Raw genomic sequence first — 15,547 nt, forward strand, 5'->3', positions numbered from 1 at the left:
GAGGCTTCCGTGGATATCGTCGGAACCGCCATACGCAAGCCCGTCGCCGTCCTGGTCGGCGTGATCCTCGTGGTCATGTTCGGCGCGGTGGCGCTGCTCAGCCTGCCGTACCAGCTCTCGCCCAACGTGACCGAGCCGGTCATCACCGTGACCACCACCTGGACCGGCGCGACCCCGTACGAGATGGAGCGCGACGTGGTCGAGGAGCAGGAAAAGGTGCTCAAGGGCATCCCCGGCCTGATCCAGATGGAGAGCTCCAACTACAACGCCCGGTCCGAGCTGACCCTGAAATTCGAGATCGGCACCGAGATCGACGAGGCGCTTCTGCGCGTCTCCAACAAGCTTGACGAGGTGCCGAGCTACCCCGACGACGTGGACCGGCCGATCATCTCGGCCACGGGTGCCTCCACCTCGCCGGTCATCTGGCTGGTCCTGGAGAATCTGCCGGGCAACGACCGGGACGTGACCACCTACCAGACCTTTTTCGAGAACGAGATCAGGCAGTACATCGAGCGCGTGGAGGGCGTGGCCGAGCTGTTCATCGGCGGCGGCCGCGAGGACGAGATGGACATCATCGTCGATCCCGTGAAGCTCGCCTCGTACAACCTGACCGCCACCGAACTCATCGACGTGCTCAAGAGCGAGAACGTCTCCATCTCCGCGGGCACCCTGGGCGTGGGGCGGCGCGACTACCGCATCCGCACCCCGGCCGAGTTCAAGACGCCCGAGGACATCGAGTCCGTGGTCATCTCCTCGTCGGGCCAGTTCCGCGTCACCCTGGGCGACGTGGCCACGGTCGAGCGCGGCAACGAGAAGCCCACCGTGGCCATGCGCTACAACGGCGAGACCGGCATGGTCGTGGGCGTGCGCCCGGAGCCCGGGACCAACGTCCTGAGCATGACCGACGCCGTGTATCAGGTCATCGAGGAGCTCAACGCCGGGCCGCTGGCCGAGGAGGGCGTGCGCTTCAACTGGGTCTACGACCAGCGCCCGTACATCAACGGCGCCATCGACCTGGTCAAGCAGAACATCCTCATCGGCTCCGTCCTGGCCATCGTGGTCCTGTTCGTCTTCCTGCAATCCTTCAGCTCGACCATCATCGTGGCCGTGTCCATTCCGGTGTCCATCGTCGGCGCGTTCATCATGTTCGCGGCCGCGGGCCGGTCCCTGAACATCGTCTCCATGGCGGGCATCTCGTTCGCCGTGGGCATGCTCGTGGACAACGCCATCGTGGTCCTGGAGAACGTGGACCGCCACCGGCACATGGGCAAGAAGCCGTTCGAGGCCGCCTACGACGGGGCCAAGGAGGTGTGGGGCGCGGTCCTGGCCTCCACCCTGACCACCGTGGCCGTGTTCCTGCCCGTGGTCTTCATGGAGCAGGAGGCCGGGCAGCTGTTCAAGGACATCTCCATCGCCGTGACCTGCGCCATCGCCCTGTCCATGCTGGTCTCGGTCCTGGTCATCCCCATGCTGGCCAACCAGTTCTACTCCATTGCGGAGCGAAAGAAGGCGCGCAAGGCGGACTCCGGGCCGAGGACCCCGGCCGGGCTGTCCATCGCCAAGCGGGTGCTCAAGCCCCTCAACGTCGTGGGCGGCAAGCTGGCCGACCTCATCACCGCGCTGCTCTCCTGGGCCATCGACAACTGGCGTACCCGGCTGATCACGGTCTTCGGCCTGACCGCCCTGTCCGTGCTCCTGGTCGTGACCATGTTCCCCAAGATGGAATACCTGCCCCAGGGCAACCGCAACCTGATCCTGAACATTCTCATTCCGCCGCCGGGCCTCTCCTTCGAGGAGCGGGACGACATCGGCAAATACGTCTTCGACCAGGTGAGGCCGCGTTTCCGCAAGGAAGTGGACGGCGCTCCCGGCATCGAAAACCTCTTCTACGTGTCCGCGCCGACCATCAACCTGTTCGGGGCCATCTCCACCCAGGAGCAGAACTCCGCGCCGCTCATCCCGCTGTTCATGCGCGTCATGAACTCGATTCCGGGCATGTTCGGCGTCTCGCTCCAGGCCTCCATCTTCGAGCAGGGGCTGGGCGAGGGCCGGGTCATCAACGTGGATTTCTCCGGCAACGACCTGAACCAGCTGGTGGCCGTGGCCGGGACCATGTTCGGCATGACCATGCAGACCATCCACGGCGCGCAGATCCGTCCCATCCCGTCCCTGGAGCTGCTCTATCCCGAGGTGCGCTTCCACCCCATGCGCGACCGGGTCAAGGCCGTGGGCCTGACCTCAAACGACCTGGGTACCGCCCTGGACGTCATCCTCGACGGCCGCAAGGTGGGCGACTTCAAGGAAGAGGGCAAAAAGAAGATCGACCTGGTGCTCAAGGCCTCCAGCGAGGACGTGGCCACCCCGAGGAGCTTTACTCCCAGCTCGTGGCCACCCCCAAGGGATGGGCCGTGCCGCTGTCCTCCCTGGCCGAGATGGAGAACACCTACGGCGTGACCCAGATTCGCCACCTTGAGCGCAAGCGGACCATCACCCTCCAGGTGACCCCGCCCGTGGACATGCCCCTGCAATCCGCCATGGAGACCATCGAGCAGCAGCTCATCCCCCAGGTGCAGCAGACCGGGCTGATGCAGGGCGTGACCGTGCGGCTGTCGGGCGCGGCGGACAAGCTGTCCGTGACCCGCGACGCCCTGCAGTGGAACTTCGTCCTCGCGCTGATCATCACCTACCTGCTGATGTCCGCGCTGTTCGAGAACTTCGTCTACCCGCTGATCATCATGTTCACCGTGCCGCTGGCGGGCGCGGGCGGGTTCCTCGGCCTTCGGCTGGAGAACCTGCTCATCGCGCCGCAGGCCCTGGACATCCTGACCATGCTCGGGTTCGTCATCCTCATCGGCGTGGTCGTGAACAACGCCATCCTCATCGTGCACCAGTCCCTTGGCAACGTCCGGGAACGGGGCATGGAATACAAAGAGGCGGTGCTCGACGCCACGCGCACCCGGCTCAGGCCCATCTACATGTCCGCCACCACCTCGGTCTTCGGCATGCTGCCCCTGGCCGTGGCCCCCGGCCCCGGCTCGGAACTGTACCGCGGCCTCGGCTCGGTGGTCCTGGGCGGCCTGGCCCTGTCCACGGTCTTCACCGTGTTCGTCATCCCGGCCCTGCTGATGTTCTTCATCCCCATGGAGGGCCGGGGCGAGAGTTTGGAGTAGGCCGGAAGCGGCCGTCCGCGTCCTTGCGGCTCGTCCCGGACGAGAGCCTTGCAAAACAAGATCGCCGACACGGTTGAACCATGTCGGCGATCTTCTTGTTCCGACCGGGACCGGCTCGGAGCATCCCTAGAACACGTACCAGCCTTCGAGCATGACGCTGTGGCTCCGGGCGTGCTCTTCCAGCTCGCCCTGGTACCGGGCACCCAGAGCCAGGCCGTTGTCCATGAGATAGCGCACGCCCGCGCCCAGGCGCAGGGTGTCTTTGTCGGGCTGGGCCACGGACTGGGAGAGCTTGGTTGCGGGCATTCCGGTCAGGGAATAGGCCAGGTCGCTGCTCTGGGTCAGCCATTCGTGCAGCCACTCGGCGGAGAGCTCGGGAATCAGCATGCCGTAAGGCGTTTCCCAGGTGTAGTCCACGGAGCCGCCCAGGCCGCTCTCCAGGAAGTTGGAGTTCGTCTTGCCGATGGAGAGGTCGGCAGCGCCCGCGCCGGACTCGGTGTAGGCGTCCTGGTGGAAGCGGATGTACTCCAGGGACGCCATGGGGACCAGCCCCCAGCTGCCCAGCTCGTAGCGGTAGCCCGCCTCGGTCTTGGCGGACAGGGCGTACCCCTCGGGATCGGACTTGGCGGTGCGGCCCAGGGCGGGCAGTTCGCGCGTCAGGTCGTAGTCGTTGTAGGTGCCGGACAGGAGCCCGTCCACGTACCAGCCGTCCCGGAACCAGGAGCCGTAGAGCCCCAGGGTATAGCTGTCCAGGCGGGAGGTGCTGCCGCCCGGGTCGTCGTAGTCCGCCCCGGTCACGGCGTAGCCCGCGGTGAGCCCGAACAGCAGGTCGTCGCCGACCATCCGGTCGTAGCCGCCGGAGAGGAGAAAGGTGTCGAAGTCGTAGCCGGTCTGGCCGTCGTGGGTGTCCATGGACCCGTTGCGGCCCAGGGCACGCAGGTGGACCCCGTTGGGGGCCTGCTCGGGCGAGCGGTTCAGCAGGCCGGACAGGTCGCCCAGGGAGGCGACTTGGGGCCAGGAGTCGGGATCGTCCGCAGACGGGGCGGCCTCCTGGGCCAGCCGGATCTGGTCGGCGCGCACCTCGGCGATGCGCAACCGGGTGGCCAGGGCCTGCGTCCGGATCGTCCCGAGACTGATGCGCACCCCCTGGAACAGGAGCGGGGAGGCGATCTGGTTCGCGGATGCGCTGAGTTCGGTCACCGAGGCGCTGTGCTCCAGGTCGTCGATCAGGTCGGCCAGGGGGCCGCTCGCCGTGGCCTTGTTGGCGTCCAGGGCGGCGGCCAGCTGCCCAACGTTGTGCCCCGACCCCGCGAGGAGCGACGAGAAGTTCTGCCGGGTCAATTTCACGTCCGAGCCCTGAACCAAGGCGGCGAGGAGCAGGCTGCCCGTGGTGTAGTCCCCCGCGCCCGCCAGGGAAGCGGCGGAGAGGACGGTGAAGGGGGTGGTCGTGTCGACGCCCGGATCCAGCCTGAAGCGTATCTCGCCGTTGTTGGTCACCGTGCCGCTGGCGTTCACGGTCGGGGCGGCGGTCTGGGAGACGTTGACCAACAGGGTGCCGCCGTCCACGTCCAGGTCGCCTGTGTTGATTTCGCCCGAGGTGGACCAGGTCCCGGAACCGGACTTGGTCAGGGTTGAGATGTTGTTGATGTTGCCGAGCATCGTGCCCGCGCCCGCCAGGTTCAGCAGATTGGTGCCGCCGCCCAGGTCGATGTCGCCGGTGATGGAGGCCCCGCTGCCCAGGGTCACGGTGTCGTCGTAGTTGCCGCCCGGGGTCCAGTTGCCGCCGCCGGAGGAGGTGCCGGAGGCGATGGCGTAGGCGTTGCCCGCGCCCGAGGTGTCCTCCGCCGTGAGGGTCCCGGTGACGGCCAGGTTCATGCCCTGGCCCGAGCTGACGGCGATCGCCAGGCCGTTCGCCCGTGCGGAGACCGTGCCGCTGATCCGCATGGCCCCGCCTGCGCCGTCGTCCAGCGAGTTCAGGGCGCTGACGCCGAGGGCGCCGGCCCCATCCGCCGTGGCCGAGACCGAGCCGGACAAAACATCCATGAAAATGTCGGTGGCGAAGAGCCCCCAGGCGGTGTTGCCGTCCGCCGAGGCCGAGACCGAGCCGGACAGGGTGCCAAGGTTCATGGTGAGGCCGTAGAGCCCGTAGGCTATATCGTCGCCCGCCGTGGCCGAGACCGAACCGGACAGGGTGCCAAGGTTCATGGTGGGGCCGTAGAGCCCGTAGGCCATGTCGTCGCCCGCCGTGGCTGAGACCGAACCGGACAGGTCGGTCAACGTCATGGTGCCGTTGCCGGTGACCCCGTAGGCCATGTCGCCGCCCGCGGAGGCCGAGACCGAGCCGGACAGGGTGCCCAGGTTCATGGTGAGGCCGTAGAGCCCGTAGGCCATGTCGCCGCCCGCCGAGGCCGAGACCGAGCCGGACAGGTCGGTCAACGTCATGATGCCGCTGCTGGAGAGGCCAAAGGCGGTGTTCCCGCCCGCCGTCGCCGAAACCGAGCCGGAGAGGGTGTCCACGGTCAGGGTTTGGATGCCGCAGAGCCCCCTGGCGGAGTTTGTACCGGCCGTGGCCGAGACCGACCCGGAGAGGGTGCCCACGGTCAGGTTCCGGGAGGCGTAAAGCGCCTCGGCGTCAACGGCGGCAGTCGAGGCCGAGACCGAGCCGGACAGCGAGGTCAGTGCCATGTCGCTGAAACTGAGCAGCCCGTAGGCTCCATCGGCCCCGGAATCGGCGGAAACCGTTCCGAACAGGTCGCCCAGCGTCATGGAATCCGTGCTGTAGAGGCCGAAGGCCTGACCTCCATTCGTCGTGGCCGAGACCGTTCCGGACAGGTCGTCCAGCGTTATGCCACCTAAAGCGCGGAGACCGATGGCGCTGGACAAGTCCGCCGCGGCCGAAACCGAGCCGGAGAGGGTAGATACCGTCATGTCCCCGTCTGAGTATATGCTGTAGGCGCGATTGATACCTGTGGCCGTGGCCGTCATGGAGGCCGGGAGGTCGCCGGTCACGGTCTTGCCGTCTGCGATCAGGAGCGCGCTGGCCTGGCTGGTTCCGTCGGTACGGGTCAGTTGAATGTCCGTTCCGTTCACGAAAGTGACGGAGTTCAGGTTCGGCAGGGCCGAGGCCAGGGTGATGGTCCCGGTCAGGCCGTCCACGAACTGGATGGTGTCTCCGTCCGTCGCGTCGCTGATGGCTTGGCGCAGGGACCCGACCCCCGAGTCAAAGGTGTTGGTCACCATATGGGTGAAGGCCCGCGCCGAACCAGGCAATGCCGCGACCAGAAATGTCGCCAGAATCACGGCGGCCAACAGTTGCCGCTTCGAATTGATGCCGCTCCGTCCTCTCGCCTTGCCCCGTGTCCGTATGATGTCGCGCATTGCCCAGCCTCTGCTTCCGTTGTCTGTCGACCGCCCTGGCGGACGGTTTTCGCGGGTGTGAGTGTGAACTCCATACCACGGCAGAACAACCGCGCAACATGGTTGATGAAATATCTATTATTCGGGTTTTTGAACCTAGTTTGAACCCAATTTTGCGCCAGAAAAATAGCCGCATGGAGAGGGATGGGTGAAAGGGTGTCCGGCGGGTGGCAAGAGGGCGGAAAAAGCGGCCCGGTATCAGGCCGACCGGTTCCCGGCCGGGTCTTCGGGAGCCAGTATCCCGGTCCGGGAGCGTTCGTAGCCGGGTTCGCCCGGGGCCAGGAAAGGGCGCTTGCGCATCTTGTCGCAGTGCCGGAGCCAGAGTTGCTCCTGGCTCACGGATTCGGGCATGGGGAGCTTCTGCATGCGGAAGACGAAGGTGACGGGTTGGTTGTCCGCCAAACCCCGGTCGGTCATGCCCGTGCCCCCCAGCCAGAAGGGGTTGCGCCTGTGAACGATGTTGAGCCTGAGCGGGTCCACGGTCATGGTGTAGCCCAGTTCCAGGCCGTTTTCGCAGAGGTAGTGGGTGTGGAGGTTGTTGTGCCAGCGGAATATCCGGGCTTCCAAGGAATTCTCGTCGCCGAACATGACGAATTGGCCGCGCATGAGCAGACAGTTGGCCTGGACTCCGTGGACCCAGAGGGTGCAGCGGTGGATGAGCTCCACGCCCGCGAGCAGGCAGTCCATGTGGTACACGCCGCCCATGAGCGCGAACAGCTCGCGGATGTACGAGGGCCGGTTGTATTCCTGCACGCGGTCGGCATACCGGTCCGCGTAGCCGGGAACCATGAACGGCAAGGAGCTGGAGGCCGCAGGCGCGCCCAGCAGTCCGACCGTGTCGGCCTCGGGGGAGCACAGGGTCTCGGGGGTCAGGCCCAGGCACAGGGCGTAGGCCGCGATACGCTGTTCGGGCACGCCCTCGCGCATGTCGCAGTCGATGGTCGTCGGGCTGCTGGGCAGGCCGCAGTCGGTCCAGGCGACCCAGTTGCGGACGTGGTTGGGGTTGTGCACGTCCTTGCGCCACGTTTTGCCCAGGAGCTTCAACGCGGTGCGCAGGTTCCTGCCCGCGACCGTGTTGCGCCGAAGGTACGGCCTGCCCGTTTTTCCTGTCCCGGTCATGCATGCAACCTACGACAGGAAAAGAGGAAATTCAATAGGTGCGGGAATATGCCTCAAGGAAAAGGCAAGGGGATCGATATCGCCGGACCACAAGGAAACGGCCCGCCATGCCGGGCATGACGGGCCGTTCTTCTCGTGTAATCCGAATCTAATCGCCCGCGCGGGTGGGGTTGTCCAGGACGCGCTCCACCGCGTTGCGGATCTGGGACCTGATCTCGTAGTCGGACAGCCTGTTGGACAGGACAATGGAGCCGGGTTGGGCATACCCCGCCGGGATCATGTTCAGGGTCAGGGCATAGATGTCCTGGATGTCCAGGTCCTCGAAAATGTAATCCTCGTAATATTCATCCAGAATCTGGGGGATCAGATCCGCTGCGCGCGACTCGTTGCGGTTTCTTATCTTGGATACGTCCACACCCTTGATCTTCAATGGCTGCTTGAGCATTTCGGGCCTCCCTCGACGGCTGACGGGTTTACCAGGAGTTACCATAGCATAACCCTGTTCCGTGCGCCTTGGCAATCGACTGGTACGTTTTATGCTCGAAATATCGGGGAAACGTGTGCGGTTTTACGTTGCTGACAGAGCCCGGAGTATGGTCCATGGCCACGCAACCTATTGAACAGACTCTACAAGGTTATACCTACAAGCGCCCGAAACGAACCTCCTCGGACGCCGAGTTTTCCCTTGCGCCCGAAGAGTCAAAATCCCGCCGCACCGATCAGCCCCAATCCGGCTCCGTGCTGCGCGGCTATCTTCGCGATCTGCTCGCCGAAGCCGTGCCCCCCGGGGAGGACCGCCTCTCCTTCGTGGACGTCGAAAATCATCACGCCGCCCTGCTCACCGACTGGAACGGCGAGGTTAAAAGCGAACTCGCCACCCTCGGCGTGGACACAACAATCCCCTTCCGACTGCTCCACGACCCGGCCGGAGCCGCAACCGTCACCGGCTCGCACCCGGACAGCGAGATGATCAACGCCTACTTCGCCGCCAACCCGGACCGCGCCCGCGAACTGGGCAAGACCCTCCAGTACGGCAAGCTCGCCGCCACCGCCCGCAACCGGCTGTCCAACAGCGACATGGAACGGCCCCTGACCACCGAGGCCATGGCCTGGTGGTACACCACCAATATGGACTCCTCGCAACTCTTCTCCACCACCGGCACCGTGGTCGGCGCAGGCAACACCCCTTACAAGGGCCTCGACATCAGGGTTTAGGAGGAGGAGAAGATGCCTCCGGCGGCTGTGGGAAGGGGAGAAGGGAACCCTTTGCACAGGGTTCCCTTCTCCCCTTCCCCCGGACCCCCATCCCCTCATCCCTCCCAAACTCTTTGGGTCGCTTCGCGAAGGGCGTGCGTGAAGGGAGGCCGTGCTTCTTTGAATGGGAAAAAAGGCACGTCTTATGGCTGCCTTGCGGACTTGCCGAGGGCACACAAAAAGTTTGGAAGGGGGGTCCAGGGGGGAAACTTTTTCAAAAGTTTCCCCCCTGGCCGCCGGAGGCCTAAAATTCTTTCAGGTACCGTTCGAGGCGGTTCATGCCTTCCTCGATGTTGTCCATGGAGGTGGCGTAGGAGAAGCGGATGTAGCCTTCGGCGCCCTGGCCGAAGTCGATGCCGGGGGTGACGGCGATGTGGGCTTTTTCGAGGATGTCGTAGGCCAGGTCCAGGGACGAGCCGTCGAACCGTTGGGCGAAGCGCCGCATGTTGACCAGGACGTAGAACGCGCCGGTGGGTTCGTGCTTGACGGTCAACCCCATGCCCTTGAGGCGGGAGAGAATGTAGACGCGCCGCTTGTTGTAGGTGGCCTTCATCCGTTCGACGTCCGGTCCGGCTTCCTTGAGGGCGGCCAGCCCGGCCCACTGGGCCATGGTGTTGGCCGAGATGAAGAAGTTCTGGCAGAGGTTCCGGAGGGTGCGCATGAAGTGGGGCGGGGCGATGACGTAGCCGAGCCGCCAGCCGGTCATGGCGTAGAGCTTGGAGAACCCGTTGAACACGAAGGCGCGGTCGGTGTATTCGAGGATGGAGTGTTCCTTACCCTCGTAGACCAGACCGTGGTAGATTTCGTCGGAAACCACCCACAGGCCGTGCTCCTCGGCGATCTCGGCGATGGCCTTGAGGCGCTCCTCCGAGAGCAGGGTGCCGGTGGGGTTGGCGGGCGAGTTGATGAGAATCGCCTTGATGCGGTCGTTTTCGGCCAGGGCCTTGCGGATGGCCGAGACGCGGTACTGGAAGGCGTCGTCCTCGCTGACCGGGACCTTGACCGGTTCGCCGCCCGCGAAGGTGATGAAATTGTCGTAGCAGGCGTAGCAGGGGTCCGAGGTGATGACCTTGTCGCCGGTTTCCAGGATGGTGGAGAAGAGCACGAGCATGGCCGGGCTGGTGCCCTGGGTGACGGCCACGTTGTCCGGGTCCACGGTCACCCCGTATCGCTCGGCGTAGTCCTCGCAGATGGCCTCGCGCAGCTCGCGGATGCCGAGGGAGTGGGTGTAGTGGGTCTTGCCCTCGTCCAGGGCGCGGCAGGCGGCCCGGTTGACGCAGGCGGGCGTGTCGAAGTCCGGTTCGCCCACGCACATGCGGATGACGGAGCACCCTTCGCGTTCCATGGCCTCGGCCTTCTCGTTGATCTCCATGACCAGGAACGGGGTGATGTTGCAGCACCTGTCGGAAATGCTCATGACGGGTCTCTCGGATAAGGAAATCCCCGCCCCTCGCCGATGCGCAAGGGGCGGGGAAAATTAATCAGGAATCAATGATCTAGGATACTTCCACGACCTCGATATCAAACACCAGGGTCTGTCCGGCCAGGGGATGGTTGCCGTCCAGGGTGACCAGCTCGTCGTCGAACTCGGTGACGCGCACGTAGGCGGGCTCGCCGTCTTCGGTGCGGATTTCCAGCATGATCCCTTCCTCCAGCTCCACGGTGGGCGGGAGTTGTTCGCGGCGCACCTGGAAGACCAGCTCTTCGCTCAGTCCGCCGTACCCTTCCTCGGGCGGGATTTCCACGGTCACGGTGTCGCCCGCGGACTTGCCGATGACGGCCTTTTCGAACCCGGCGATGACCATGCCTTCGCCCAGGGTGAACTCCAGGGGCTCGCGGCCTTCGCTGGAGTCGAACTGGCTGCCGTCGTCCTTGAGGGTGCCGTTGTAGTGGACCTTGACGGTGCTGCCTTGTTTCGCAGTCATAGAATCTCCTCGAGAGTTTGTCCGCCCGGTTCGTTCCGGGCTATTCGACCTCGTATAGCGTTTTTTGGGCTAGAAGTCGAAGTTGAGGACCTTGCGGACCTCGTCCATGGTCTTTTCGGCGTAGAAGCGGGCCTTGGCGTTGCCCGCCTCCAGGATCTCCCGGACCCGCTCGTCGGTGCAGGCGGCGCGGCGCTCTTGCAGGGGGGTGAGGAACCGCTCCAGGGATTCCATCAGCAGCTTCTTGCAGTCCACGCAGCCCCAGGACGCGTCCTTGCACCCCTTGATGATCTCGGGGAGCCGGGCCGGGTCGGTCATGAGCCGGTGGTAGGGAAAGAGGTTGCAGACGTCCGGGTCGCCCGGATCGGACTTGCGCAGCCGGTTCTCGTCGGTCTTCATGCCGCGCACCTTGGGCATGATCTCGTCCAGCGGCTCGGAGAGCATGATGGAGTTGCCGTAGGACTTGGACATCTTGCGTCCGTCCAGGCCGGGCAGGACCGGCTCTTCGGTGAGCATGTCCGCCGGTTCCGGGAACAGGTCGGTGTTGTTCAGGTGGTTGAAGCGGCGCGCGATCTCGCGGGTCAGCTCCAGGTGCGGCAGCTGGTCCTTGCCTACGGGCACGGCCAAGGGCTTGTACATGAGAATGTCCACGGACATGAGCACCGGGTAGCCCAGGAAGCCGTGGGTGTTCAGGTCCTTCTGGGCCAGCTGTTCCTTCTGGTCCTTGTAGGTCGGGCAGCGTTCGAGCCAGCCCAGCGGGGTGTACATGGACAGGATCAGGTTCAGCTCGGCGTGTTCCTTGATCTGGGACTGCTGGAAGATGGCGCACTTCTCCGGGTCGAGCCCGGCGGCCACCCAGTCCTTGACCAGGCCGGGGACGAATCCCTTGATGCGGGTCGGGTCGGCGTATTCGCTGGTCAGGGCGTGCCAGTCGGCCACGAAGAAGAAACAGTCGTATTCCTCCTGGAGCTTGAGCCAGTTGTCGATGACGCCGAAGTAGTGACCGAGGTGGAGGGGGCCGGTGGGCCGCATGCCGGAGAGGATTCGTTGTTTTTCGCTCATGGTGAAGTGGGGTAGCTTAAATGGTTACAGGGGCACGCCCAGCACGGAGGCGAAGCCTCGCACGAAGGGCAGGATGATCCGGCCGACCAGGCTGAAGCCGGTGAACCGTCCGAGCAGGATGATGCCTATGAGGATGATGAAGCCGTATCGGCTCAGGGACATGAACTTGTAGGCGGCCTGCGGAGGGAGAAAGTACGCCACTACGTTGCTTCCGTCCAGGGGCGGAATGGGCAGCAGGTTGAACGCGCCGAGGATGAGGTTCACGAACACGGCGTAGTAGGCCATGGCGTAGAGCGGGTTCTGTCCGCCCACCCCGAAGGCGACCATGACGTGAAAGGCCAGGGCGAACAGCGCGGCCAGGGCGAAGTTCACCCCCGGCCCGGCCATGGCGGTGTACATCATCCCCTTGCGCGGGTTCTTGAAATAACGGGCGTTGACCGGCACCGGCCTGGCCCAGCCGAACTGGACGAAGAAGAAGGCCAGGGTGCCGATGGGGTCCAGGTGCTTGAGCGGGTTCAGCGTCAGCCGTCCCGCGGATTTGGCCGTGGGGTCGCCGAGCAGATAGGCCACGAAGCCGTGGGCCACCTCGTGAAAGACCAGGGCCACGAGCAGGCCGGGGGCCATGATCAGATACAGCTGAATGTCCTGTGCGGTAATGTCGAACATGACGAGCGGCTACCATGCAAGGGGGTGGCGCGGCAACATGTTTCAGCCCCGGCGCGCGCCCGGCGCGGGTTTTTTACACGATCTCCGCCTTGGAGAGGAGCTTGATGAACCGCTTGAGCATGTCCGGCTCCACCAGCCCCTTGTCGTCGGTCAGCGCCTTGAGCGCGTCGTAGGGGCGCATGGCCCTGCTGTAGGGCAGGTTCCGGGTCATGTTGTCGTAGCGGTTGCACAGGGCCACGACGCGCGTTGGCAGGGGGATCTCCTCGCCCGTGGCCTGGGTGGGGAATCCTTTGCCGTCCATCCGCTCGTGGTGGAAGAGGATGCAGTTGGTGGCCACGATGGGCAGGTCGAAATTGGAGCAGACGCGCACCGCGATCATGGGGTGCATGGCGTAGGTGGCGAACAGCTCCGGGGACATGTCCGCCGGGTCGGTGTTGATGACCTCGTCGCTCATGTTGACCTTGCCGATGTCGTGGAGCAGCGCGCCCATGCCCGCGGCCAGGAGGTCCGCTTCGGGCAGCCTGTACTCCTGCAGCAGGTTCACGGTGTAGACCATGGTGCTGATGCCGTGGTGGTAGATATCGTACCCCTTGCCGATGAATCGGGCCAGGTGCTTGAGCGGATTGGGCGACTTGATGAAGGAGGCGCTGGTGCGGACCATCTCCTCGAACCGGCCGTACCGCTGCTTGAAGGCCGGGCCGGGCAGGTTGGACTCGAACAGTTCCTTGGCCAGGGCTGCGGCGGTGTTGGTCCAGGCCTGGGCGCGCTCGTGGATGGCCACGGTTTCGTCTTCCAGCAGGTCAAGCAGGTTGGACTGGATGTAGTTGTGGTAGAGCTTGAGGGCGCGCTTGTCGATGTAGATGGTCACGATGCCCGCCACGGCCAGTTCGTTGCGCTTGGCCTTGGTCAGGGTCCGCCCCAGGGCGTTGAACAGGACGTAGTTGTTCTCGTGGCGCAGGAAGATGTCGAAGGGCACCTTGAAGTCGGGCCGCAGGATCAACGGGGAGATGGGAAAATATTCTGCTTTGGTCAGTTGGGCCATGGGACCTTCCGTGTGCGCCGCTGTCTGGGTTGCCTGTTGTTGCGGGGAGCATTGAGCTATCCATGAAAGCGGTTCCCTGTCAATACGGTTAGCCGCCCGTCGGTCCTCCCTCGAAACGGAAACGCCTCCCCGCAGGAACGGAGAGGCGTCCGATCGACATTGCCGCGCCCGCGGGCTAGGCGCCAGCCTTGTTCAGGGCCATCCTGACCTTGTCCTTCAGCTCGGTGAGGTCCACGGACTTGACCACGTAGTAGTCGGCCGCGATGGATTTCAGGTCGTGCTGGAAAGAGTCGTACGCCGTGGAGAGGATGACGGGAATGCGCTGGTCCTTGGTCCGAATCTCCTGGAGCAGGTCCAGGCCGGAGCGGTTCACGCCCAGTTTGATGTCCAGAATGACTATGGTCGGGGTCTCGCGCGCCAGGACTTCGAGGATGTCCTCCTCGCCGTCCGAGGTGACCACGGTGTAGTCGTCGGCCTCGAGCTCCTCCCGATAGAGCATGCGGATGTGCTTTTCGTCGTCTACAACAAGGATTTTCGGTTGGCTCATGGTTTTCCTCCTTGGGAAATAGCCCTCGGTTCCAACATAGGCGATATTTCACTTTAGGGTCAACCGTGGTTTGCGGTTTTAATTGAATTCTAACATCGGCCCGGGCGCAGCGCCCGGCGGACGGGGCCTCCGGGCGAGGGTTGAACTCCGCGCCCATCCTGCGTACTGTCCGCCAGCCGTTGGCCGTCAAAATGGCCTGCGGCGAAGGAGACTCTCATATGATAACGGTTAATCTCGAACCGGACGGAAAGCGCATCGAGCTCGCGGACACGCGCACGGTGCTGGCTGTACTCAACCGCCTGCAGCTCCGTCCCACCATGGTCATCGTCGCGCGCGGCGATGAACTGCTCACCCCGGACCGCAAGCTCGCCAACAACGACGAACTGCTGGTCCGCAAAGTAACCTCGGCAGGCTAGGGGGGGAAGTCATGAAGTGCACCAGATGCCGCAAGACGGCCCACGTCTCCCTGCCGAGCCACCATTCCGGATTCTGCGCGGAGTGCTATCCGCTGTTCTTCACCCGCCAGGTGGAGACGGCCATCCGCCGCCAGAAGATGTTCACCTTTGACGACCGCATCCTCGTGGCCCTGTCCGGGGGCAAGGATTCCCTGAGCCTGATGCTCGAACTGCACCTGCTGGGCTACGACGTCACCGGCCTGCACATCGACCTCGGCATCCCGAACTCGTCGGACAAGGCGAGGAAGAAGGTCGAGGACTTCTGCGCGCTGCACGGCCTGGCCCTGCGCGTCTTCGAGATGGCGGCCTGGGGGCTGCCCATCCCGGACGTGAAGGCCCACGTCAAACGCCCGGTCTGCGCCGTGTGCGGCAAGCTCAAGCGCCACCACTTCAACCGCATCGCGGTGGAGGAGGGGTTCGACGTCCTGGCCACCGGCCACAACCTCGACGACGAGGTGGCCCGGCTGTTCGCCAACACCCTGCGGTGGGATACCGCCTACCTGTCCGACCAGGGGCCGGTCCTGCCCGCGTCCGACGGGTTCGTGCGCAAGGTCAAGCCGCTCTTCCGGCTGAGCGAGTACGAGACCGCCAACTACGCCTTCCTCAAGGGGATCGAGATCCACTCCGATCCCTGCCCCTATTCCGGCGGGGCGAGCTTCACGGCCCACAAGGAGCTGTGGGGCGAGCTGGAACACCGCTCCCCCGGCCAGAAGCTCCAGTTCTACCAGGCCTTCCTGAAGAATGGCAAACCCGCCTTCGCCCAGCTCGAAAAGGAGACCGGGGCGCAGCTCGCGCCGTGTGCCGAGTGCGGCTCGCCCACCAGCGCCGGGACCTGCTCGGTCTGCCGCATCCGCGAGGCCGTGCGCCAGAGCCGGGAGCAGGCGGAGTAACCC

Annotated in this window: 12 protein-coding genes and 1 pseudogene; 4 read left to right on the plus strand and 9 right to left on the minus strand. The window is 64.7% G+C overall.

Going from position 1 to position 15,547, the window contains the following annotated elements:
* Nucleotides 1–9: 9 nt before the first annotated feature.
* Nucleotides 10–3,170 (plus strand): annotated as a pseudogene (locus AWY79_RS08235) (efflux RND transporter permease subunit).
* A 126-nt stretch (nt 3,171–3,296) separates the two neighbouring features.
* Here AWY79_RS08235 and AWY79_RS08240 read toward each other — a convergent pair.
* From AWY79_RS08240 to AWY79_RS08250, 3 genes are all read right to left on the minus strand, one after another.
* Nucleotides 3,297–6,470, minus strand: coding sequence for an autotransporter outer membrane beta-barrel domain-containing protein (locus AWY79_RS08240; protein WP_233491047.1), 3,174 nt, complete (start codon nt 6,468–6,470; stop codon nt 3,297–3,299).
* Between the two features lie 315 nt (nt 6,471–6,785).
* On the minus strand, nt 6,786–7,706 hold the full coding sequence (locus AWY79_RS08245; RefSeq protein ID WP_066802386.1) for a hypothetical protein: 921 nt from the start codon (nt 7,704–7,706) through the stop codon (nt 6,786–6,788).
* A 148-nt stretch (nt 7,707–7,854) separates the two neighbouring features.
* Nucleotides 7,855–8,151: a late competence development ComFB family protein gene (locus AWY79_RS08250; RefSeq protein ID WP_066802392.1), complete on the minus strand. Its 297-nt coding sequence runs from the start codon at nt 8,149–8,151 to the stop codon at nt 7,855–7,857.
* A gap of 155 nt (nt 8,152–8,306) precedes the next feature.
* On the opposite strand from AWY79_RS08250, the gene AWY79_RS08255 reads away from it, so the two are divergent.
* A complete protein-coding gene (locus AWY79_RS08255) occupies nt 8,307–8,921 on the plus strand; it encodes a hypothetical protein (RefSeq protein WP_133987089.1) in 615 nt (204 codons plus the stop codon).
* Between the two features lie 283 nt (nt 8,922–9,204).
* On the opposite strand, the gene AWY79_RS08260 is transcribed toward AWY79_RS08255, so the two are convergent.
* The 6 genes from AWY79_RS08260 to AWY79_RS08285 form a co-directional block, all read right to left on the minus strand.
* Nucleotides 9,205–10,377 (minus strand): pyridoxal phosphate-dependent aminotransferase, encoded by a 1,173-nt coding sequence (locus tag AWY79_RS08260; protein WP_066802396.1) that lies wholly within the window; start codon nt 10,375–10,377, stop codon nt 9,205–9,207.
* Between the two features lie 79 nt (nt 10,378–10,456).
* On the minus strand, nt 10,457–10,885 hold the full coding sequence (locus AWY79_RS08265; protein ID WP_066802398.1) for an FKBP-type peptidyl-prolyl cis-trans isomerase: 429 nt from the start codon (nt 10,883–10,885) through the stop codon (nt 10,457–10,459).
* Nucleotides 10,886–10,954: 69 nt separating this feature from the next.
* Nucleotides 10,955–11,944: a tryptophan--tRNA ligase gene (gene trpS / locus AWY79_RS08270; RefSeq protein WP_066802400.1), complete on the minus strand. Its 990-nt coding sequence runs from the start codon at nt 11,942–11,944 to the stop codon at nt 10,955–10,957.
* A gap of 24 nt (nt 11,945–11,968) precedes the next feature.
* Nucleotides 11,969–12,610, minus strand: coding sequence for a site-2 protease family protein (locus AWY79_RS08275; protein WP_066802401.1), 642 nt, complete (start codon nt 12,608–12,610; stop codon nt 11,969–11,971).
* Nucleotides 12,611–12,683: 73 nt separating this feature from the next.
* Complete coding sequence (locus AWY79_RS08280; RefSeq protein WP_066802403.1) at nt 12,684–13,652, minus strand: HD-GYP domain-containing protein; 969 nt, start codon at nt 13,650–13,652, stop codon at nt 12,684–12,686.
* Between the two features lie 175 nt (nt 13,653–13,827).
* A complete protein-coding gene (locus AWY79_RS08285) occupies nt 13,828–14,199 on the minus strand; it encodes a response regulator (RefSeq protein ID WP_066802405.1) in 372 nt (123 codons plus the stop codon).
* 218 nt (nt 14,200–14,417) lie between these two features.
* Here AWY79_RS08285 and AWY79_RS08290 point away from each other — a divergent pair, with 218 nt between their 5' ends.
* Both AWY79_RS08290 and AWY79_RS08295 read left to right on the plus strand, forming a co-directional pair.
* On the plus strand, nt 14,418–14,615 hold the full coding sequence (locus AWY79_RS08290) for a hypothetical protein (protein ID WP_066802407.1): 198 nt from the start codon (nt 14,418–14,420) through the stop codon (nt 14,613–14,615).
* An 11-nt stretch (nt 14,616–14,626) separates the two neighbouring features.
* On the plus strand, nt 14,627–15,544 hold the full coding sequence (locus AWY79_RS08295; protein ID WP_066802412.1) for a PP-loop family protein: 918 nt from the start codon (nt 14,627–14,629) through the stop codon (nt 15,542–15,544).
* Nucleotides 15,545–15,547: the final 3 nt, after the last annotated feature.

The organism is Pseudodesulfovibrio indicus, assembly GCF_001563225.1.
GTDB lineage: Bacteria > Desulfobacterota > Desulfovibrionia > Desulfovibrionales > Desulfovibrionaceae > Pseudodesulfovibrio > Pseudodesulfovibrio indicus.